Below are 20,527 nucleotides of genomic sequence, written 5' to 3' on the forward strand. Positions count from 1 at the left end.
GCGTATCATAAAAAGTTAGTTCCCGCCCTTCTGCCCTGGCCTTTTTCTTGGAGTGGGCGGTTGTAGAGCCACCTGCAAAGGTCAAGATCCTGGAGTAGTTTAGCTTCAACTGTTTTAGACGGGTAAAGACGAAATTTGCAGCCGAGCACTCTTTGCTCCCCACACACATAAATATAGTGATACTGGAAAGCATATCACATGCAACCCATGTATCACTATAAATGTTTTTTCGGTTTTCATCCCCGTACGGGGAGTTCCCATCGAGAAAGTTAGATCCAAGTGTATGGGTCGAATTCTGAGGGTGGTATGTACATTATCTCGGCATATCCTCTTCTGAGCAATTCTCTGTTTAAGTTCATACCATCCACGTAGACTACAGCAAGTACTCGACCATATTTGTCATAATTTTCAGCATCATCAATGTCTAGGTAGACTGTTTTACCTAGGCACATTTCCTCTACAAAATCCTTTGCTTCTTGGTATCCCGGCTGTCCACGTTCCGGAGTGTTAACGCCAACGAGGCGTATGCGTCCAACGCCTTCAACATCTATTGTATCACCATCCACTACATGATAACAGTAGCCACTCGTCTCATATGTGTTCTGTTCACTATTATTAGCAGGTGGGGTGGTTTCATTCTCATCAACGTTAAAGGTGATGTTCTCCTCAGTATCTGTTGAATCGGGTAACAGGCTCCCGATAATGACCAATATTAGAATCCCAAGGCAACATACTCCAATTAGCGCGGCTAGTATATTATTGTCCTTTTTGGATGCCATTATAGACCACTATTCTCCGAGTCTTTCGGCTATTGTCTTTGCGAATTCATCAGCCACATTAGGATTCTTAGCAGTTATTATATTCCCAGAGACCACAACATCCCTCTTCACATATTTAGCCCCATTTTCATTTAATATATATTCAAGGCCGGGGTATATTGTGGCTTCTTTACCATTAAGTATCCCTGCTTTTGCTAGTATTGCCGGGGCTGCGCAGATTGCACCTATAATCTTACCCTGCCTATTGGCTTCCTTAACGATTTCAATGACCCTTTCCATGTTTGGATCATCTATTTTCCCTGTCACCCTATCATATACTCCGCTTCCACCAATGAGTATTAGAGCATCATATTGGCCAATATCCTTTGGGTTCATATCTCCTATGTAAATGTCATAATCTCTGTTTATCCTGTCAGCGGCTATGATAGTACAATTTCCGCTTATCTTATTGGCAGCCTCTAATTCTATGGGATTGTACCTGTCAAATATTATAATAGCAACGCGCTTATCAGTTAAGGGTTTCTCACTGGTCATGTGAAATGCTAGAATGGCCAGGACCGCAAAGACCGCGACAAGTATTATAAAGTATACCTTCCGCATCAAAACCCCCACACACACAAACGATTATTATATTGTTTTTTATCTTCTGATTGATAAATTTGAAGGTCATAAAACTCTTGGATGATAATTATACTCATTTTTTTATGCATGGGAGATTATGGGTTAATCTTTTTTATGATACTCTGGTAAAATATAATACAAACGATTTTTATAACAGACTTCTCCAGGTGATCATGTGATAGCCAAAACCACCATTGGTGAAAAGATAAAAAAGCTTAGAAAGGACAAAGAGATAAGCCTTAAAGAACTTTCCAAGAATAGTGGGGTTAAAGAGGATCTTATAAAGGATATAGAAGAGGGTGAGATCATACCATCACTCGCCCCCCTCATCAAAATCTCAAGATCCCTCGGGGTCAGACTAGGAACACTATTAGATGATACAATAGAAGAGGGGCCAGTTATCGTAAGGGAGGGAAAAGCCGGGAAAATCATACACTTTTCTGGTCAAGAGGATGAGACCAGTGAAAGCCACCTTGACTTTTATTCACTCGCAGCCGGGAAAGTTGACAGGCACATGGAACCATTCATAGTCCAAGTTGAAGCACACAAGGATAAATTCAAACTCTCATCACATGAAGGCGAAGAATTCATATACGTACTCGAAGGAGAAATCGAAATATTATATGGTAAGGAAAAATATCACCTCAAAGAAGGGGACAGCATCTACTATGATTCCATAGTCCCCCATCATCTACATACAAAAGACAATAAACCAGCAAAGATACTAGCAGTAGTCTACACACCATTCTAACAGAGAAGATGGAGGGGACGGATCCTATGGTTTTCACAGAAGATACAATCGGCGAATTCCTAGAAAAACAAGTACAAAAGTACCCCAACAAGGAATTTATAGTCTACCCTGATCGAGATCTGAGATTCACCTATAATGAATTCAATGAAAGAGTTAACCTATTAGCGAAGGGGCTTTTAGCCATAGGCCTCAAAAAAGGTGACCATCTAGGTATTTGGGCGACTAACGTGCCTGACTGGTTAACCTTCCTCTTCGCCACGGCAAAGATAGGAGTCGTGCTCGTCACAATAAACACAGCCTACAAGAGCCATGAACTAGAATATGTGATGAAACAATCTGATATGAAAGCTATAGCCATCATAGACGGCTTCCGCGACGTTGATTATATAAGGACCATCTACCAGCTCGTACCCGAACTTAAAAGTCATGAAAGGGGCAACCTTAAAAGTAGGAAATTCCCCCATCTTAAAAGTGTCATCTATATCGGGGCCGCCAAGCATCGTGGAATGTATAACATACATGAATTGATGCTACTCGGCAAACACATCCCAGATAGTGAACTCGAAGAAGTGAAAAAAACCCTCAACAACAACGATGTTATAAATATGCAATATACCTCCGGTACAACAGGATTCCCAAAGGGCGTGATGCTAACACACCGCAACATCCTCAACAACGGCTACTATATTGGTGAAAGGCAAAAATTCACAGAAGAGGACAGACTATGCCTCCCAGTGCCGCTCTTCCATTGCTTTGGGATAGTGCTCGGCGTACTCGCCATCTTAACCCATGCCGGGACCCTCGTAATCCTAGAAGAATTTGATCCACTACTAGTATTGGCTGCAGTTGAAAAAGAAAAATGCACAGCACTTTACGGCGTCCCCACAATGTTCATAGCAGAATTCACACATCCAATGTTCGACATGTTCGATCTTTCTTCCCTCAGAACAGGGATCATGGCAGGATCCCCCTGCCCCATCGAGGCCATGAAACGTGTTATCAATGACATGCACATGAAGGAGATTACCATAGTCTATGGGCTTACAGAAGCATCCCCAGGTATTACACAAAGCAGCGTGGATGATCCCATAGAAAAGAGGGTTGAAACCGTTGGGAAACCACTCCCACACATCGAAGTCAAATTAGTGGATCCTGAAACAGGCGAAGAAGTTGGACCAGGACAGATAGGTGAAATATGTTGCAGAGGATACAATGTGATGAAAGGCTATTATAAGATGCCTGAGATGACAAAGGAAGTCATAGATGAGGATGGTTGGCTGCACAGTGGCGATTTAGCCGTCATGGACGAAGACGGCTATTATTCTATTGTTGGACGTATCAAGGACATGATCATAAGAGGCGGTGAAAACATTTACCCAAGGGAGATCGAAGAGTTCCTACACACCATGCCAGGGATCAAAGACGTTCAAGTGGTGGGAATACCAGATGAAAAATATGGTGAGATCGTCGGAGCCTTCGTCATAAAAGAGGAAAACGCCGACATAAAAGAGGAGGATGTTAGAGATTACGCTATAGAGAGGATAGCCCGTTACAAGGTGCCAAAACACGTTTTCTTCGTGGATGAGTTCCCATTAACAGCCAGTGGCAAAGTTCAAAAATTCAAATTACGAGAAATGGCAATCAAACTACTAAAGAAGAGAGAAAATGATAATATTAAATAGGAAAAAAAGGATAGTCGAATTACTACCCATAGGAAAAGCCAAAGGAGCTTTAAATTCTCGCAGAAGACCATTATTCCAAGGTTACATTCGCCTAACAAAAACAGCCAAGGGGCCCAGGATAAAACGCTTCATCATAAAAAAGGGAAAAAAAGAAAAACCAACACCCCCAGCAGAGGCTATAAAACTTCTCAGAAAACAGCTAATATTCCTCCCAGGGAAAGACGAAGAAATAGAAGAATTCCTAAAATCCCTCAATATTAAAAACCGTTATGCCAGGATATGCCACCATTGCCTCCTTGAAGGGTACGTTACAATCATCAAAAGAGGATTCAAATACCATAACCAGTGGATATGCAAACAATGCGCCGATGAAGTGATAAAAAGAGAAATCAAATATAATAGGATGGACAAGAAAACATTCAAAAACTTCAAAAGACTCCTCCAGAGGACACAGGACCTGGAAAAAGTCCTAAAGGTTTTCGAACCCCGCTTCGACCCCCTAAACGAGCCCAACCTAACATTATATGATAAGATAATATCATCAGAGGACGAAAAAAACCCAATTTCTGTAGACGAACTACAAATACCCCCCAAATTTAAATCCATATTAAAAAAGCATGGTAACAGGCAACTTTTACCCGTGCAAAGACTCGCAATAGAAGAAGGCCTCCTAGAAGACGAAAACCTACTAATAGTATCAGCCACCGCAAGTGGAAAAACCCTAATAGGAGAACTGGCAGGAATACCCAAAGCCCTAAGGGGTAAAAGGTTCCTATTTCTAACACCCCTAGTAGCCCTCGCAAACCAAAAATACCACGACTTCAAATCCAAATACTCCAAGATAGGCCTTAAAACAGCCATAAAAGTTGGAATGAACAGGGTGAAGGCCAAGGGAGAACTCGTAATACCAGACACCGACATCAAAGGCGCTGATATAATCGTGGGCACATACGAGGGTATAGACTTCATACTAAGATCTGACAAAGCTAATATACTAAAAGAGCCCGGTACCGTGGTCATCGATGAAATACACACACTAGATGATGAGGATAGAGGTCCAAGATTAAATGGTATGATATCAAGGTTAAAGAGGATATTCCCAAAAACCCAAATCATCGCATTATCAGCCACCATCGACAACCCAGAAGAGATAGCATCAACATTCAATCTAAAATTAATTGAATATGATAAAAGACCCGTCCCATTAGAGAGACACCTCACATTCCCAAGAAACGAAGAAGAAAAAAAAGATCTCATCACAAGATTAACCACCAGAGAATTTAAAAACATTTCAAAGAAAGGATTCCATGGTCAGACCATAATCTTCACAAATTCCAGGAGAAAGACAAGACTAATCGCAGATTACCTCCAAAGAAGAGGGATCAAGGCAGAAGCATACCATGCAGGGTTACCCTACCGGCAAAGAAGAAAAATCGAAGAAAAATTCGCATCCCAACAATTAGCAGCGGTAGTCACAACAGCCGCACTAGCAGCAGGTGTTGACTTCCCAGCATCACAAGTAATATTTGAAACACTACTCATGGGTAACAGGTGGATAACCCCCAACGAGTTCTCCCAAATGCTTGGAAGAGCCGGAAGACCCTTATACCATGACAGGGGCATAGTATACCTACTACCAGAAGTGGGAATGTCATTTGATGGGGAAACTGAAGAATCAAAGGCCATAGAATTACTCGAGACGGGCCTAGATCCCGTTAACGCCCATTACACCAAAGAGGATGCCATGGAACAATTATTAGCTGATATAAGTTCAGGGGCTATTAAAAACATCAAAGATCTTGAAAAGGACCCAAGATGGCCTATCAGCCCAGAAGAGGCCCTGGAAATTCTGGAATCATATGATCTCATAATGGAAGCTGATGGAAGATTAGAGGTTACAGACTACGGGATGGCGGTCTCCAAATCTTTCTTAAAATGTGAAGAAGCCGATTATATAAGAGAAAACCTGGATGATATGGATCCCCTTACAATAACCCTTTCCATGGAACCCTTTGAGAATGCTTACCTTTCAAATCGCTTACACAACCAATTAACCCACAGGTTAAAGGTTAAATTTTCAAATAAACTATTCGCAGATTCAACATTAGACATAATCTCCAATGGCGACAACATCATAAAACTAGATGAAAAATTCCAAGAGGCCCTCCTCAATATCCAAATTGACTTCCTATCCTGTGAATGTAAAGAAAGACCATTCTGTGATTGCATACAAGACAAACTTTCAGAATATATTGTTAAAATGAGACTAAGAGGGAAAGACCCCGCTGACATAAGCAGGCTACTCCTTAAAAAATACCAAATCCAAGCATACTCTGGTGATATATTCAACTGGCTCGACTCAATACTAAGAATACTCGAAAGTATAAAGAGGATAGCATCAGCATCCAAAAAACATGATAAAGTGAAAGAATCTTCCAGGATATTACAGGCGATTGAAACAGGTGAAAAAATTCCACAATAAAACTTTTTGGGTGGTATCATCTCATGGATAAAAATAAACTGACTTATATTATCCCTTCATTTTTTATCTTCATAATCTGCCTTTGGACAACCCTAAAATTTAAGTGACCACTTGGTTGGGACATTTTTTATCATATCCACCTTACAAAGATTTATATGACTCATGGTTTCACATTCTTCGACCCCATCTATAATGCACCTGAGGGCAGGCTTATCAACTATCCCCCACTCTTCCACATTTTCTTGGCTTTTTTCTCCTCGACATTGGCTCTGAGCCCATTTGAGATTGCGAGATTCATGCAACCATTCCTCGCGGCCTTTATAGTCTTATCAGTTACTATAATAGGCGCCCGCTTCTATAATAGGCTTGTCGGGGTTTTCGCTGGGATTCTTTTAATCTCGGCTTTTATAGCTACGAGGATAATTTTACCATTACCAGAGAATATGGCATTGATATTTTTACCAGTTAGCATCTATTTTTATTATAAGTCCATTAAGACTTCCAAGTTAAAGTTTGCATGCGCCTCAGGAACTCTAATGGGGATTATCGCACTTATACACCCAGCAGCTACCCTTTGCCTTTTCATTTCAATCACATTCATAACATTCACATTACTGGTAGCCTTCAAGAGGAATATTGACTTTTGTTTTGCCTATTTCGTCTGTGTAGGGTTCGCCTTTTTCATCGGCAGTAGTTGGTGGTTGCCCTCCTTATATATTAAGAGTCTTGGAGCCCCTGGAGGAGTTGCAACATCCCTTCCAAGTTCAGTAGGGACTAGCATTTTGAATTATCCGAAGGCCCTGGGCTATTTTGTCTGTGGCTTCGCTATTATAGGATTGGCCCGGGCTTATAGGAGGTTTGGTATGTCATATAAACTTTTCGGGTTCTCATCCCCTTGGGGGGCTTCCCCGCCTATAAAGTTAAAGGATCTTTTTATCATATCATGGATCCTTTCAATGTTTATTCTCTCAAAAGCTTATTACTTTGGGATTAATGTCATCTCTTATAGAGTTCTCATTTATATCCTCTTACCGTTATCTATACTTGCAGGTTCTGGTTTGGAATTTACCTTCAGAACCCTTGGTAGGATGGATGGGAATGTTGCCCGCATCCTTTTAATTTTAGTTCTTTCGTTTTCTCTTTTCCAGGCTGCTGAGAATTTTTCAAATTCAAAGATTGCCGATTTTGGCGCTTTAACAGTTTATGGTAGGGTTTCTATTGCACCACCCACGGGAGGGGAGGTGGAGCTCGCCGAATGGTTTAAGGGATTAGAGGCTGACAAGGTCGCATCATTTTCAAATTATTATACCGGGGTTTTTGTCATGGCATATTCAGGCCAATCTATCAATCCTCTATTGGAAGATTTCCAGGGAATCCCAGGGAAGGATGAACTTTACAGGGAGAATATAGGCTATCTTGTATATGATAAAAGGTTGAAAATGTATGATGACGCTCCATTTATCTCCTCTAGGAATCTGCTATACTATAATCCTAGCATGGTCAATTTAAGCGACCTGGACTATGATTATCTAGAGAAGGTCTATGAGAATGGGGAGTTTGTAGTTTATAGGCTGGTCTAGTTTGGACAGGTCATGTCACGGCATGTGCCAGCATATTCGATAGATTCTGGGAACTTTAGAACTTCTCTCTTTTTACTCCCGTAACGGTAGACTGTTATACCCTTGCATCCAAGTTTATAGGCTGCTTTGAAGATCTTCTCCACGTCCTTTGGTTTTGCACTTGGTGGGAGGTTCACCGTCTTTGAAACGGCATTGTCCACATGTTTCTGGAATACGGCCTGGATTTTCACATGGAAGATCGGATCTATTTCATGGGCTGTTACAAAAAGGCGTTTTATATCGGCTGGGATGCCCTTGATCATCCTAATTGATCCTTCCCTAGCGATTCTTTCCATGAGTTCTCTATCATAGAATCCTCTTTTTTTCGCCTCCGCCTCAAAGAGTGGGTTTACATCTACGAGTTTTCTGTCAATAACCTCTCTTATGAATGACACGGCGAATATGGGTTCTATGCTACTTGTAACACCTGCTATTATACTAAGTGAACCTGTTGGGGCTATGGTTGTGAGTGTGGCGTTTCTCATACACTCAAAACCTTCATGATACCATCTACTATCTTTGAACGCTGGGAATGAACCCCTTTCAAGTGTCAGTTCCATTGAGGCCCTTTGGGCTTCAACTTTTATATGGGACATTATCCTATCCGCTACCTGGAGGGCGGATTTGGAATTGTAGGGTATGCCCAATTTTATTAGCATGTCGGCGAATCCCATAACACCAAGCCCTATCTTACGGGTCTTTTTTGTAGTTTCTTCGATCTTTTTGATAGGGTAAGTGTTAACATCGATTACATTATCAAGGAAATGAATCGCTATCTTAACTGTTCTTGATAATTTTTCCCAGTTTATTTTACCATTCTCTGCCATGAGTTTGAGGTTTATTGATCCAAGGTTGCATGATTCATATGGTAGCAGTGGTTGTTCCCCACAATTGTGGACATAGAATCCGTTGGCGTCAAAGGCATTTATACCAGGCACTTGGATGTCATAGACTGTCTCTATAGTATCTGGTATTATGTCCTTGACAGTTGCAAAGGCGCCTTGGGGTTTAACCATTTCTAGCCGGTATTCGCTTGTATCTTCATGTATCTTTGTGTATATCCCCGCTCTTAGGAGCATCCTTTGCAGGGTCCTTGCGGTTTTAAGATCTCCCTCAAATAGTATCCTATTCGATTTGGAGTCGAGAAGGCCTTTGGATAATCCCCTGTAGAATCTTGAGGAGGCTTTCTCCATTTCATCAGTGATCTTTAAGTTTTCATTATTGATTGCAAGGCCGGTGAGGTAACCGTCATCTTCTGTGAATTCACCATCCCATTCTATGCTTTTGTGATCATTTAGGATTATTTTATCCCCTATTTTCAGTTCTGATAATCTTCTCCATTCAACTTCTCCATTAGAGGATAATCTGAGGATCCTATGATCTGCTGTGAGGCGTAAGTGGAAGCCTTCGACTGTTTCCAGCCTATATAATCGTCTTATGCCGGTTGGGAAGAATCCACCATATGATTTCCAGCCTCTACTATTTAATATTATCTTACAGGTTTTTCCTATTAATTCTTTGACTTGTCTTGGACCATTTGACGTCATTACCCATGTTTCTGGGCTGACACAAGGGTTTGTGGCTTCTATACTACCCAGGGCTGGGGTGGGGTTTGCCCTGTTTATCGTGTCCTTGAATAGTATCCCCGGGTCGCCCCTTTTCCATGCCATTTTAACCATTCGATTAAATATCTCCCTGGTTGGCACTGAACCCGTAACTTCTCCTGTACGCGGATTTATGAGTTCATATTCCATATTAGATTCTATTCCATCCATGAAACTATCAGTCACCATCACCGAGAGGTTAAAGTTGCTGAATGCGCCCTCTTCTTTTTTTGCTTCTATAAATTCGATGATGTCTGGATGGTTAACATCTAATATGCCCATGTTGGCCCCTCTTCTCCTACCACCCTGTTTTATAACTTCCGTTGCAACGTCAAATATTCTCATGAACGATACCGGACCCGAGGCAACTCCCATGGTTGAGCCTACAATATCACCTTTAGGTCTGAGATGGGAGAATGAGAAGCCAACCCCCCCACCTGATTTGTGGATGAGAGCCATATATTTAAGCGCGTCGAATATGCTGTCCATCGAATCTTCTATTGGTATGACAAAGCATGCAGATAATTGGTTTATTGGCGTGCCAGCATTCATTAGGGTCGGTGAATTTGGGAGGAATTCCAGTCTCCTCATTATCTCATAGAATTTCTTTGCAGTAGTTTCAGTGTCGCCACCATACTTTTCCTCTGCCTGTGCAACTGCAATGGCAACTCTCCCGAACATTTCCTCAGGGGTTTCTACTATTTTACCCTTTTCGTCTTTGAGTAGGTACCTTTCCTTAAGGACTTTCAAGGCATTTTGGGTTAATCTCATAGGGGGCACCACTAGCGGGTTCAACCATCTAATAATAATTTTATGTCTTTTATAATATCCTTTAGGGCTTCTTCTAGCAGCGACCTTCCAAGTATCGGATCTGCATAAACACCCTCATTTTCTAACTGTCTTGCACCTTCATCTATCTTCTTGTCACGTTCACGGGCTTCTTTTAAGCCTATCATCCCTATCTCAGGATATTCTTCAATGTTTTCACATTCTCGGAGTCTCTTGGGGTCTGCTATTCCTAGGATCAAGCCTATTGAAACTTCACCGGAGCCGGCGTGTGGACCTTCTATCTCAACTATCTTATTGTTTAATTTTATCTCTACCCCGGTTTCCTCCGCGATCCTGGGCAGATATTTCTTTATTCTTGTGTTACCCCCATGCCCATTCACTATAAGGGCCTTTCGGATCTTCAGGGACTTTCTTGCACATTCTAGGATCGGTTTTAAGTGTCTGTCTATAAGTTCTACAGGTTTTATGTGTATTCCATGTTTTATATAGGGGTGTTCTGTCGCTCCATAGACTATACCCAAGAATTTCGCCCCCGTCCTATTACTTGCCTCGAGGGCAAGATATGAGGCGATTTTAGCGTCAGTGTCTATGGGGAGTGCCGGGCCATGATTTTCAAGGTGCGAACCCAGAGCGAGTATTCCTATCCCATGAATGGCAGGTGATATAATATTACCCGAATCATAATTTAATCTTATACTTCTAGGTTCCATATTTTATCTCCAATATAATGTATGTTCTTTATTGCTTTCCCTTTTCTGTTTCTGACCATGGAAGGGCCATCTATTAAACTTATTCCTATTGTTATGGGCTTTTTATATTTTTCATCTACCACTATCACCAGGTCTCCTTTTTCTATCCTAGGGTCGGCATCAACTATACCAGGACTCATAACATCAGCACCCTTTACAAGGAATTTAACAGCCCCCATATCAACCACAACACGATTAGATTTTATACTAGTTTTGAGAGCCCCCTTGAGGGTGGGAAAAGGTCTTTTATTGACTAACATGACTAACGGTTCACCATCAACTAATACTAGGGGATAAGGTTCTACTTCAAGGAATTCTATTATCGCCTTTTCCGGGATTAGACCAGAATAGTCAGCTAACCCCTCTTTTATCCTTTTAACTTCCCTTTTTTTCAAATGATATCTTCTCTTCACCTTCAAAGGACCTCACCAATTGAGTAATTGATAAGAGGAAATATTTACCCTTTATTATAAGCAGAGCCAAACACTCAATAGGAAGATCACCCCCATATTACAAGCCTTCAATGATTAATGGATTTATACTCTCCCACAAAAAGGGATGAGTTCAAAAAGAGCAAAGTTTAATAACATGCTCTTTTTTGAGACTGAAAATAGCCATATGAAAAAACAATCCCCCAAAAAAGTTTATTAAAATGCAAAAATTATACATCAAACCAAAGTTATTGACCCCCCCAAAACCCACAATTATAAGCCCACCATCAAATGGGGATAGCTTCGTCTCCAACAAGACATTAATCAAAATACTGGACAGGTATCAATGACGCAAGAAATCTTTGTACTTGGATACTACGGCTGGAAGAACACCGGCGATGATGCAATGCTTTATTCCCTCCTCGAAGGACTTAAAGAGGTATTCTCTGATTCAAGATTCAACATAACAGCTGCCTCATGGCCCTCCACCCCAGCGGATGTCAACGTAAATCTGATCCCACCAAGGGTTAATCCCAACTTCATAAAGGCCCTTTTAAGATCATCCATATTCATACTGGGAGGCGGTACCCACTTCTTTGACTATGGAAACACCTTTAAAAGAATTATCAGGCTAACACAGATCCTCCTCTTAACACTCATCTCGAAGATCACTGGAAAGGATATCTATTTTATGGGAGTGGGAGTAGAACCCCCTTCACATGTATGGAGCAAGTTCATCATAAAAAATACCTGTGCCATGGCCACCAAGATATTCGTGAGGGACTCCATTTCAATGAAAGTTCTAGGGAAGATGGGTATTGAGGAGAATGTTGAATTATCACAGGACCTTGCATTCTTCCTTGAATATGAAAAGTCCGTTAAAACGAAAGGACTCCTTGGCGTCTCAGTGATGCCCTACCATGAAATCTATATGGGTGATGAATCAGGAGATGAGATTATCATAAAGGAATTCACAAGAGCCATAAGGGAATGGCTTGAAATAAACCCCAATAACAGTGTTAAATTGTTTGTTTTCAATGGAAAGCCTCCAAATGATGATGAAAGAATCAGCAGAAAAATCCTGAACATCCTAGATGATGAAAGGGTTCAAATTGAACCATATAACAAAGATCCACAAGAAACCCTCAGAAAGGTTGGATCCTGTGAGGCCTTTGTGGCAATGAAATTCCACGCAGCCCTCTTCGCGTATCTAAATGACCTACCCACTATTATAGTGGAATACGCCCTTAAGAACCGTGCACTCGCCCATGATGCAAGATTCCCCAAAGGATCCCTAATAAGACTTGAAGAACTTGATGGCAAGCGACTGAAGAAGACCATCAGAGACCTTCACATGAACCCCGACAATTACAAGGCAAAAGTAAAGCCATCAGATTTAAGAGTATCATTCCCTGCACTGATAAGGTGATCATCATGAGAGTGCTTAATGTACTTATGCAAAATTACATTGGAGGCCCACAAATAAGGGCCGTCTCAGTTGCCAAGGGACTCCTTGATAAGGGTGTTGAAACAGTTATATGCGCCCCAGCTTCAGATGAAAATCCACTAAAAGATTACGCTACAAAAAATGGACTTGAGTTTGAATCCATCTTCATGCCTAGTTTAAGGGAATTTAAGGGCATCAAAGACGTCTTCATTAACCTGATATGGATTCTCAGCATTCCACTGACGATAATCCATGCAGTCATGATCATCAAGAGAAGGAACATCGACTTGGTCCATGTGAATGGAATACTGAACTTCCAGGCAACAATAGCAGCCTACATATGCAATAAGAAGGTTGTCTGGCACCTCATGAGCTCACTCTACCCTGCGATAATCATAAGGGTCATGATGCCAATTATAAAAAAAATAGCAGATGAGATCATCGTCATCGCAAAAGGCCTTGCAGAGTATTACATGGGCGCCAGTGATGAATACACCCTCATCTATGAACCCGTTGACTTGGAAGTCTTCAACAGAAACCATATCAGCAAGGACGAAATTGAATCCCTAAGGAGTTCCCTTGGCCTGTCCCCTGAAGACACAGTGGGAGTATGTGTAGCTAACATAAACCCTGTGAAAGGTTATGAGTACCTCTTAAGGGCCGTTGCCAAGGCAGTGGACACAGCTCCCAGATTCAAATTCCTCATTGTAGGTGACGTCCCGGCCAGCCAGAAAGAATACTTCAAGAGGCTCCTAGAACTCGTAAAGTCCCTTAAAATAGAGGACCAAGTCCTCTTCCTTGGAAGAATGGATAACATTGCAGAGATACTCGCAGTTTCAGACTTCTTCGTCCTCTCCTCCATTGCTGAAGGAACACCCATATCCATCATCGAGGCCATGGCCATGGGTAAGCCAATCATTGCAACAGATGTTGGAGCCATAAATGAGCAAGTCATCCATGGAAGGAATGGTTTCCTTGTACCACCCGCTTCATGGGAAAAACTTGGGGATAAGATTATAGAAATGGTGCTCAACGAGGATTTAAGGAATTCAATGGGCAGGGAATCCATTAAACTTGTAAAAAAGTTTTCACTAGATAAGTGTCTGGAGAAGCACCTCAAGGTCTACATGTCATGATGGAGACATGTTAAGAGTCCCTAATACCATGACACAATCTCTGGTTTCTGTATATTCTAAGAATAGTTAAAAAAAAAGAATTTTTCATAAAACTACCGCCTGAATTTCCTTATCATGCTGTAGACCGACTGGTTCTTCATTAACCAGAAAAGGATGGGTGTTATGATCAAATTCTTCAATGCCGCGTAGACCGCATGTGCATGGTACCCATGTTCCCAGTAGACATAGAACCTGGTCCCAATGTTCTTTAGAATCTTCCGTGACATGTTGGATGAATGTATCCTCCTAGCAGTCAGAATACCTGGTGTTCTTCTGAACTCGGTTATCTCTGAAAGATCCATGAGGAAATTGAGGTCCTCATTTGCATGTAAGTCCTCCCTGAAGAAACCAACCCTTTCTCCAAGTTCTCTCCTGAAGAGTATGCTTGATGCAGTAATATAAGTCCTTTTAAGCCACAGCCGGAAGTCCCATTCAGGTGCCACTGACTCTGCAATAACCCTGCTCTTCTCGTCAACGATAGCCACATCGGTGTAGGTTAAACCATAACCTGAATTTATGGTTTCAACCTGTCTTTCAATTTTTTCAGGATAAAAGAAATCATCACCATCACATAGGGCTATCAGATCACCGGACGATGCCTCTATACCCATATTACGTGCATTTGAGAGACCAACATTTTTCTCTGCTTAACATGTCTGAAACCGTGAGTTTTATAAAAAGGATAGGTCTTGTCAAGTTGACCCACAGTGAATCTGCTCATCAGGATAATACTTACCTGTATTCACAAGGGGGCAACCCCCTTGAATATTATGGTTGTATGGGTTCAATTCAATGCATTACCCAGCCTTGACCTGCTTGTCCTATTCAGTGTTCCAGGTTCAGTTGCAGGGAGCATAGCAATGGACAGGCTCATATCCCTCTGGTTTGTAACCGTCCTTGGAACGGTATTCTCATCTTACTATGAAGGAACATCCTTAAAGAGATCAAATCAAGTATCCCTGATGTTAAATCGTGAGTCTTTACTTTTTCATGACTTGTTAAGGCAGATGCCCGAGATGAAGCCTTTATTTTCCTATTATTGACCTCATTATCTGAAGGTCCACATCATCAACGGCCCTGAAGATAAAAATCCCCACTATATAAACAATCAGAAAGCCCACAGTTCTTATAAGAGGGTCTGCTGGGATCATCAAGATAATGACAGATATCAAAGACGGTACTGCAAGCCTCCAAGCACTCTTCAAGTCATCAAGGCCAGGACCATAACCCATACCCATAACCACCCTCAGGAAAAGAATTGTCATCAAAAGTTCAGTGAGAACAGTAGCGACACTGGCCCCCATGAAACTGAAGGCAGGTATGAGCAGTAGATTAACTGCAACATTGAAGAGGGCGCCGAGACCCGTTATCTTTGTAACAGTCACCTGTCTGTCGGCTGACCCAAGAAGATTTGAAGTGACACCATTAATGAACATGAAACCTGATGCCAGTATGAGTATCCGGAGGGCTGGAACAGACTTCAAGTACTCTTCTGAATAGATGATCCTGATTATCTCAGGGGCCAAGAAAAACACAAGGAAGATCAAGGGTATTGCAACCATGATAAGATACTTAATAGACCTCCTGTAAGTAAACTTGAGAGATTCCGAACTTTCAACATAGAACCTTGACATCACAGGAAAAACAGCAAAGAGATAGACACTGTAGAGTGATGTGATAACTGTGAGGAGACGGTAAGGTGCACTATAAAGTCCCACAGAAACCTCACCCTTCATGAAGGATAGCATGACAGAATCTATCCAGAAGTATATCAGTGCAAAGACACTCGTTATACCAAAAGGCAGGGATTCCCTCAGCATCCCCAAGTCAGATGATATTCTGGGGGTGAAGAAACGTCTTCTAAAGATGATAATAGAATAAAGCAAGGAGAATATGGCTGCAAGTAAATATGCTACGGCCACACTGACAACATCACCACCTAACCATACAACGCACAACACGCCCACAAGTATGAAAAAACTGTTGAGTATGTTCCAGATAGTCTGATACTCCATCCTCTGAAAGCCCTGGAATATGCTGTTGAAAAATGAACCGAAGGACGATACAAGCATATAACCTGCGATGAACATGACCACAGCCGCAGCAGCACCCCTATAAATTCCTGTAAGTGGAAAAAGAAATATGAGTATAAGAACTATGAAAGAGAGTATAAGACGGTTACCAAGACCCGCACCTGCCAATTCAGGGGCCCTTTCAGGGTTCCGCGCAATCTCTCTTGTTATATAAGTCCCTGTGCCCAAGTCCGCCAATATACTGAATATCCCTGTTAATGCAAGGGCCGCTGAAAGCACACCAAATCCTGCAGCACCAAGGTACCTTGCAAGGTACACATTCCAGACAAACGCAGCAACATTTGTGAATATGGTCGCTGCAAGTAGAAAGAGCGTGTTTCTTGCAATTGTCTTTTTTGGATCCATTCTATCAACCATCAGAAGGTCATATATGCTTTCTGAACCACTCCACCTTCCTCGACAACCCCCCAAAGGGTTACCCCTTAGACTGAAACCCCCCCACATCCACCAACTTTACCCGCTGGATTACCCATAGGGGGGTGAAAGGCGAAAAAGTACCTATTGACGTGGGGACAGTCCTCTGAGCCCGTGGAGATGAAACCTCTAAAAGAACTAACCCACCTTCCCGCAAGTTCCACCATTGAAACAGTAAAACCCCCTCTATCGAATGGGGGAGTATCCACTGTGTCTGGGTGGGAATGCTTCACGTCAATTGGCTTCTCATCAAATGATCCAATGATCTGGGACATGACTTCAAACAACCATGTTAAATCTGGGGGATCCTCCCCATTGATGATGGCATTTATGAATCTGAGTATGAATGTAGCATGCTGGGAGTCGGATCTCTTCCCAAGAGCATAGACGTTGAAGTATCTCAAGGAAACCGTATCAAGGTCATATCTACTGAATACCATGCAGTAGTACCTATCAGGGGCCTTGAAGACAGCGCAGGATAAAGGGGGTATTGGTCTTGCATCCTCTGATAGTAGCATTTCAATGCTCCTCCCATATACAGCTGATGTTGAAACATTTATCACTTTCCCGACTTTGACGTTGAATGCTGCCACCAGCAACTTGAAGATGCCAGTTGCATTAGCCCAGAGCAAATGGGGGTCCCCCACACTTTCAGGGACACCTACCATGATTTTCTGATGGAATACAAAGCCCTTACCCTCTGAAGATCGCCCCAAACTCAAATTCATTTGTACCCCCTATATTATCTCAAGGTTTATGATTAGGTTTCTGAGGTTCCTGTTGAGAAAGTCATCAATGACTGTGACAAAGTTTCCCATCTCAAGGAATCTATCACCGTGAATCCAACCCCTCCTATTGTGGCAACGTCCATATCGATTTTATCAACCTACACTGATAAGGTGCAATAACCTGTAGAATTTTTTCCCTTTTTCAATCACTACAAAGTAAGAATTCCACTCTTTTTAACCGGCTTCGTAAAGGTGAATTTTATGGGTCTTTTCCATCTACTCAGCATTAAGCTCCAAAATTTTCAGCATGATAATAGGATATCCTCTCTGTGAATGTTATCTATCCTCAGCATTAAGCTTTATGGTTTCATTCCTTAAAACATCTCCTCTGATTTTACAACATGAATCATTCCTGTAGTCCCCCCTTTAACAACGCCAACCTTTAATCATATTAAACGGGTATTTGAGGTTTTTCTATGGTGGTATTGTTTCAGGCCCCCGGAGGCTTCCTTCAACTTTAAGTAGAAGCTTAGGATGTGTTGAGAGAAAAGAAGAGGCATGTAAAGGGAACTTTGACCGTCCCCGGCTACTACTAGTACAAATGCGACAACAAGGAGGATTTCAATCTCCGCAAACTGTTATTCATGTTACAATAACTGCCCCCATCATCTTTACAATGAACCGGTACCCTTAAGGCACAAAAACTGTGTATGGTGCCATATGTGAAAAAAATGTGCCCGAAGAAGGTTATGGAAGTTAAAGTGGTACTTGAAGATAGAAGGTATGGCCCTTTACAGACCCCAGTGGGATGCAGCACAGGTCAATTGAGGAAACATAAGCTCAGGGGCTACTGTACCGTGAGGTGCATAGCAACCTTTGATGACCTTGTTATTGTACCGGCACAGGTTTCAAGGCCATCCAATAGACATTATAATAGGGGAGAGGTACGTTGAGAACCCACTAGAACTTGAAACTCCAATAATGACAGCCGTGATGCCATCCAATGCCTTGAACAAGGAATAACCATTTGCAATGGGCGCCACGCATAGGAACAGCCACAAAAACCTCAACATTGCAAGTGTATCAGCGGATCTTGGAGCCAGAAGCAGAAAAACCCAAGAGAGCACTCTCCTATCCAGACCACCTAAGTGAGAGGGATCTCTAGGGGTGATGAGATCACCAAGTATGCAACCATCGAAGGGGAAATGCAGAAGACTGCAGACATCCTCCCCATTGTAGGATCAGACTACAAAATCTATGATGAACTTGCGAAGAAGCACGAACTTATAGATACCTATACTGAACGTTTATTTTTAAGTTGTGATTCTTGCCATGATTGTCCTGGCTTGCCAATAACCATCAAGCTTTTTTAAGATTTATTGTAAAATGTGGGGGGTTCAAAAAATAGAAAAATGGAGAGAACGTTTATTCTTGTGGCATTTCTATCTCTAGATGTGCGAGGCTCCTTGCAATGATTATAGTTGCAATAACAGCGAGTATAGTGACAATAATCGCATATACAAAAAGGCCGATGAGAGCATTTCCTGCTTTGAAAATCATGTTTATCAATGCCTTAATGGCTTCATTCCATGCGAGGGCTGCTATAAGTCCAAGCTGTTGTTATAAGAGCCGCCATTGTCTTAATAACCTCTTTTTTTATTTCGCCCATCAAATTCACCTCCTTTCAATTTTCAACACAGGTATAGGATCCCCCTAATCTAATATCCTTAATATAAAACAGCTTTCAAAAAGTGTCCTTTAAATTTTATGGGGTTGTATACGCATAATCATCCAAAAAAAATCTCCGTTGATAGAGGATCATGTGATGATCCGCAGTCTCCCCGACTCAGAGGGACAATAAGGTGTGCAGACTTCAACTTGTATCAGATTATACACGTAGCCTACAATTTTCGACTTGTAAAAAAATAGTCTGCTCTCCAAAATACAAACACCCCACTCTTTGGGGTGGGCTAACTTTCTATACAAGTGAAGATTAATATCACACTAAGAAGATAACAATACAATAATACAGACCTTAAATTTATAATCAGGTGCCTTTTACATGAGGAGAACAGGTCATGCTAATCTACCACTTCACCATGGTCATGCCCCAAGATGGCTCTTTAAACGGATGGTGAAACTCGCCAAGGCCATAACTTCCATCATAATAGACGAATATGGTACTCGAGAGTTTTTATTGCGAGTTTCCGACCCATTCTGGTTCCAATCCCTTTCTTGTATACTTGGCTTTGACTGGCACTCCTCAGGGACCACCACAACTACCTGCGCGGCCTTAAAACAGGCCATTAGCCCAGAAGAACATGGAATCCTAGTAACTGGTGGGAAGGGTAGAGCTTCGAGGAAAACCCCAACAGAGTTAAAGAGTGCCGAGAAACTCTTTGACGTTGAAGCCCAGGATTTGATTCGTGCAAGTCGCCTCGTGGCAAAAGTCGACAACACATGCATACAAGACTCATACCAACTATACCATCATACTTTCATAGTAGACGAAGAAGGCGAATGGACAGTGATACAACAAGGACTTAACGACAAAAAAGCCTATGCCCGCCGCTACCACTGGTCAAGCCAAAAACTAGAAGATTTTATCGAAAACCCACATACAGGCATCACAAGCTCTAGCCGAGAAAAGAAAGTTTTGAACATGACCGCCACCGAAAGTAGAAACTCGAGGAATATAAGCTTAGAATTCGTATGTGACGGGCCAGAACACCTGAAGAGATACATTACAGGGCAGACAACACTTTACAATTATAGCGTGCTTGAGATGCCATCACACCACGAAATACGGCGAATAAACCTCTCAGAATCAGACTTCCAAATACTGCAAAAGGCCTATGAAATACAACCAGAAAACTACGAAAGCCTAATCCTAGTCAAGGGCATGGGGCCTAAAAAGATAAGAGCCCTAGCACTCCTTTCAGACCTTATATATGGTGAACCTCCAAGTTGGGAAGATCCCGTAAAATACACCTTTGCCCATGGTGGCAAGGACGGCCACCCATATCCAGTAGAAAAGGAAGTATATGATAATACAATCCAATTCTTCGAAGAAGCAATTAACGAATCAAAAATAGGCAAGGAGGACAAACTACGGGCGCTCAGATCCTTGGAAGATTTCATATCAAAAAACAGATAACATGAA

General features: G+C 41.9%; 20 protein-coding genes and 1 pseudogene. 10 read left to right on the top strand and 11 right to left on the bottom strand.

The window, feature by feature from the left end; genetic code table 11:
• Nucleotides 1–5: 5 nt before the first annotated feature.
• From MTTB_RS08440 to MTTB_RS03215, 3 genes are all read right to left on the bottom strand, one after another.
• Nucleotides 6–167 carry a helix-turn-helix domain-containing protein gene (locus MTTB_RS08440; RefSeq protein ID WP_428343371.1) on the bottom strand — a complete coding sequence of 54 codons (162 nt, stop codon included), beginning with the start codon at nt 165–167 and terminating at the stop codon, nt 6–8.
• Between the two features lie 102 nt (nt 168–269).
• Nucleotides 270–779 carry a thermonuclease family protein gene (locus MTTB_RS03210; protein WP_248565071.1) on the bottom strand — a complete coding sequence of 170 codons (510 nt, stop codon included), beginning with the start codon at nt 777–779 and terminating at the stop codon, nt 270–272.
• A 9-nt stretch (nt 780–788) separates the two neighbouring features.
• On the bottom strand, nt 789–1,379 hold the full coding sequence (locus tag MTTB_RS03215; RefSeq protein WP_248565072.1) for a DJ-1/PfpI family protein: 591 nt from the start codon (nt 1,377–1,379) through the stop codon (nt 789–791).
• 199 nt (nt 1,380–1,578) lie between these two features.
• On the opposite strand from MTTB_RS03215, the gene MTTB_RS03220 reads away from it, so the two are divergent.
• From MTTB_RS03220 to MTTB_RS03235, 4 genes are all read left to right on the top strand, one after another.
• Entirely contained in the window at nt 1,579–2,151 is a 573-nt protein-coding gene (locus MTTB_RS03220; protein WP_248565260.1) for a helix-turn-helix domain-containing protein, read from the top strand.
• A 26-nt stretch (nt 2,152–2,177) separates the two neighbouring features.
• On the top strand, nt 2,178–3,833 hold the full coding sequence (locus MTTB_RS03225; RefSeq protein WP_248565073.1) for an AMP-binding protein: 1,656 nt from the start codon (nt 2,178–2,180) through the stop codon (nt 3,831–3,833).
• Nucleotides 3,817–6,315: a DEAD/DEAH box helicase gene (locus MTTB_RS03230; RefSeq protein WP_248565074.1), complete on the top strand. Its 2,499-nt coding sequence runs from the start codon at nt 3,817–3,819 to the stop codon at nt 6,313–6,315. Before MTTB_RS03225 ends, MTTB_RS03230 begins: the two co-directional genes overlap by 17 nt.
• A 296-nt stretch (nt 6,316–6,611) precedes the next feature.
• Nucleotides 6,612–7,895 (top strand): glycosyltransferase family protein, encoded by a 1,284-nt coding sequence (locus MTTB_RS03235; protein WP_248565075.1) that lies wholly within the window; start codon nt 6,612–6,614, stop codon nt 7,893–7,895.
• Here the strand turns inward: MTTB_RS03235 and MTTB_RS03240 are convergent.
• From MTTB_RS03240 to MTTB_RS03250, 3 genes are read right to left on the bottom strand one after another with little or no spacing between them, the layout of a single operon-like run.
• Complete coding sequence (locus tag MTTB_RS03240; RefSeq protein WP_248565076.1) at nt 7,892–10,309, bottom strand: ribonucleotide-diphosphate reductase subunit alpha; 2,418 nt, start codon at nt 10,307–10,309, stop codon at nt 7,892–7,894. The genes MTTB_RS03235 and MTTB_RS03240 overlap by 4 nt on opposite strands.
• Nucleotides 10,310–10,329: 20 nt before the next feature.
• Entirely contained in the window at nt 10,330–11,037 is a 708-nt protein-coding gene (arfB, locus tag MTTB_RS03245; protein ID WP_248565077.1) for a 2-amino-5-formylamino-6-ribosylaminopyrimidin-4(3H)-one 5'-monophosphate deformylase, read from the bottom strand.
• Complete coding sequence (locus MTTB_RS03250) at nt 11,019–11,495, bottom strand: RNA-binding protein (protein WP_248565078.1); 477 nt, start codon at nt 11,493–11,495, stop codon at nt 11,019–11,021. The genes arfB and MTTB_RS03250 overlap by 19 nt, the downstream gene beginning before the upstream one ends.
• Nucleotides 11,496–11,853: 358 nt before the next feature.
• On the opposite strand from MTTB_RS03250, the gene MTTB_RS03255 reads away from it, so the two are divergent.
• A complete protein-coding gene (locus tag MTTB_RS03255) occupies nt 11,854–12,936 on the top strand; it encodes a polysaccharide pyruvyl transferase family protein (protein ID WP_248565079.1) in 1,083 nt (360 codons plus the stop codon).
• A gap of 5 nt (nt 12,937–12,941) precedes the next feature.
• A complete protein-coding gene (locus MTTB_RS03260) occupies nt 12,942–14,090 on the top strand; it encodes a glycosyltransferase family 4 protein (protein WP_248565080.1) in 1,149 nt (382 codons plus the stop codon).
• Between the two features lie 92 nt (nt 14,091–14,182).
• Here the strand turns inward: MTTB_RS03260 and MTTB_RS03265 are convergent.
• Nucleotides 14,183–14,761, bottom strand: a pseudogene (locus MTTB_RS03265) (glycosyltransferase); the annotation flags it as partial.
• 129 nt (nt 14,762–14,890) lie between these two features.
• Here MTTB_RS03265 and MTTB_RS03270 point away from each other — a divergent pair.
• Nucleotides 14,891–15,172, top strand: coding sequence for a hypothetical protein (locus tag MTTB_RS03270; RefSeq protein ID WP_248565082.1), 282 nt, complete (start codon nt 14,891–14,893; stop codon nt 15,170–15,172).
• On the opposite strand, the gene MTTB_RS03275 is transcribed toward MTTB_RS03270, so the two are convergent.
• Complete coding sequence (locus MTTB_RS03275; protein WP_248565083.1) at nt 15,155–16,567, bottom strand: flippase; 1,413 nt, start codon at nt 16,565–16,567, stop codon at nt 15,155–15,157. The two genes, MTTB_RS03270 and MTTB_RS03275, sit on opposite strands and share 18 nt — an antisense overlap.
• 77 nt (nt 16,568–16,644) lie before the next feature.
• The gene (locus MTTB_RS03280) at nt 16,645–17,268 is read right to left on the bottom strand and encodes an NAD-dependent epimerase/dehydratase family protein (protein ID WP_248565084.1); all 624 of its coding nucleotides are present in this window, start codon (nt 17,266–17,268) and stop codon (nt 16,645–16,647) included.
• Nucleotides 17,269–18,243: 975 nt separating this feature from the next.
• Here MTTB_RS03280 and MTTB_RS03285 point away from each other — a divergent pair.
• Together MTTB_RS03285 and MTTB_RS03290 are read left to right on the top strand one after the other, a co-directional pair.
• Nucleotides 18,244–18,387, top strand: coding sequence for a hypothetical protein (locus MTTB_RS03285; RefSeq protein WP_248565085.1), 144 nt, complete (start codon nt 18,244–18,246; stop codon nt 18,385–18,387).
• Nucleotides 18,388–18,569: 182 nt separating this feature from the next.
• Nucleotides 18,570–18,737, top strand: a complete 168-nt coding sequence (locus tag MTTB_RS03290; RefSeq protein WP_248565086.1) for a hypothetical protein — start codon at nt 18,570–18,572, stop codon at nt 18,735–18,737.
• 52 nt (nt 18,738–18,789) lie between these two features.
• Here the strand turns inward: MTTB_RS03290 and MTTB_RS03295 are convergent, their stop codons facing one another.
• Both MTTB_RS03295 and MTTB_RS08355 read right to left on the bottom strand, forming a co-directional pair.
• A complete protein-coding gene (locus tag MTTB_RS03295; RefSeq protein WP_248565261.1) occupies nt 18,790–18,924 on the bottom strand; it encodes a DUF5654 family protein in 135 nt (44 codons plus the stop codon).
• Between the two features lie 258 nt (nt 18,925–19,182).
• A complete protein-coding gene (locus MTTB_RS08355) occupies nt 19,183–19,305 on the bottom strand; it encodes a hypothetical protein (RefSeq protein ID WP_282570381.1) in 123 nt (40 codons plus the stop codon).
• Nucleotides 19,306–19,426: 121 nt separating this feature from the next.
• Between MTTB_RS08355 and MTTB_RS03300 the strand changes: the two genes are divergently transcribed.
• The gene (locus tag MTTB_RS03300; RefSeq protein ID WP_248565087.1) at nt 19,427–20,521 is read left to right on the top strand and encodes a DUF763 domain-containing protein; all 1,095 of its coding nucleotides are present in this window, start codon (nt 19,427–19,429) and stop codon (nt 20,519–20,521) included.
• The last annotated feature ends 6 nt before the right edge of the window (nt 20,522–20,527 follow it).

It is taken from the genome of Methanothermobacter tenebrarum (assembly GCF_023167465.1).
Classification (GTDB): domain Archaea; phylum Methanobacteriota; class Methanobacteria; order Methanobacteriales; family DSM-23052; genus Methanothermobacter_A; species Methanothermobacter_A tenebrarum.

Excerpts from the sequence above, each read along its gene's own strand:
- MTTB_RS03210 (WP_248565071.1), bottom strand. The coding sequence starts at position 779 with ATGGCATCCAAAAAGGACAATAATATACTAGCCGCGCTAATTGGAGTA.
- MTTB_RS03215 (WP_248565072.1), bottom strand. The coding sequence starts at position 1,379 with ATGCGGAAGGTATACTTTATAATACTTGTCGCGGTCTTTGCGGTCCTG.
- MTTB_RS03225 (WP_248565073.1), top strand. The coding sequence starts at position 2,178 with ATGGTTTTCACAGAAGATACAATCGGCGAATTCCTAGAAAAACAAGTA.
- MTTB_RS03230 (WP_248565074.1), top strand. The coding sequence starts at position 3,817 with ATGATAATATTAAATAGGAAAAAAAGGATAGTCGAATTACTACCCATA.
- MTTB_RS03235 (WP_248565075.1), top strand. The coding sequence starts at position 6,612 with ATGCAACCATTCCTCGCGGCCTTTATAGTCTTATCAGTTACTATAATA.
- MTTB_RS03240 (WP_248565076.1), bottom strand. The coding sequence starts at position 10,309 with ATGAGATTAACCCAAAATGCCTTGAAAGTCCTTAAGGAAAGGTACCTA.
- arfB (WP_248565077.1), bottom strand. The coding sequence starts at position 11,037 with ATGGAACCTAGAAGTATAAGATTAAATTATGATTCGGGTAATATTATA.
- MTTB_RS03255 (WP_248565079.1), top strand. The coding sequence starts at position 11,854 with ATGACGCAAGAAATCTTTGTACTTGGATACTACGGCTGGAAGAACACC.
- MTTB_RS03260 (WP_248565080.1), top strand. The coding sequence starts at position 12,942 with ATGAGAGTGCTTAATGTACTTATGCAAAATTACATTGGAGGCCCACAA.
- MTTB_RS03275 (WP_248565083.1), bottom strand. The coding sequence starts at position 16,567 with ATGGATCCAAAAAAGACAATTGCAAGAAACACGCTCTTTCTACTTGCA.
- MTTB_RS03285 (WP_248565085.1), top strand. The coding sequence starts at position 18,244 with ATGACCTTGTTATTGTACCGGCACAGGTTTCAAGGCCATCCAATAGAC.
- MTTB_RS03290 (WP_248565086.1), top strand. The coding sequence starts at position 18,570 with ATGCAGAAGACTGCAGACATCCTCCCCATTGTAGGATCAGACTACAAA.
- MTTB_RS03295 (WP_248565261.1), bottom strand. The coding sequence starts at position 18,924 with ATGATTTTCAAAGCAGGAAATGCTCTCATCGGCCTTTTTGTATATGCG.
- MTTB_RS03300 (WP_248565087.1), top strand. The coding sequence starts at position 19,427 with ATGAGGAGAACAGGTCATGCTAATCTACCACTTCACCATGGTCATGCC.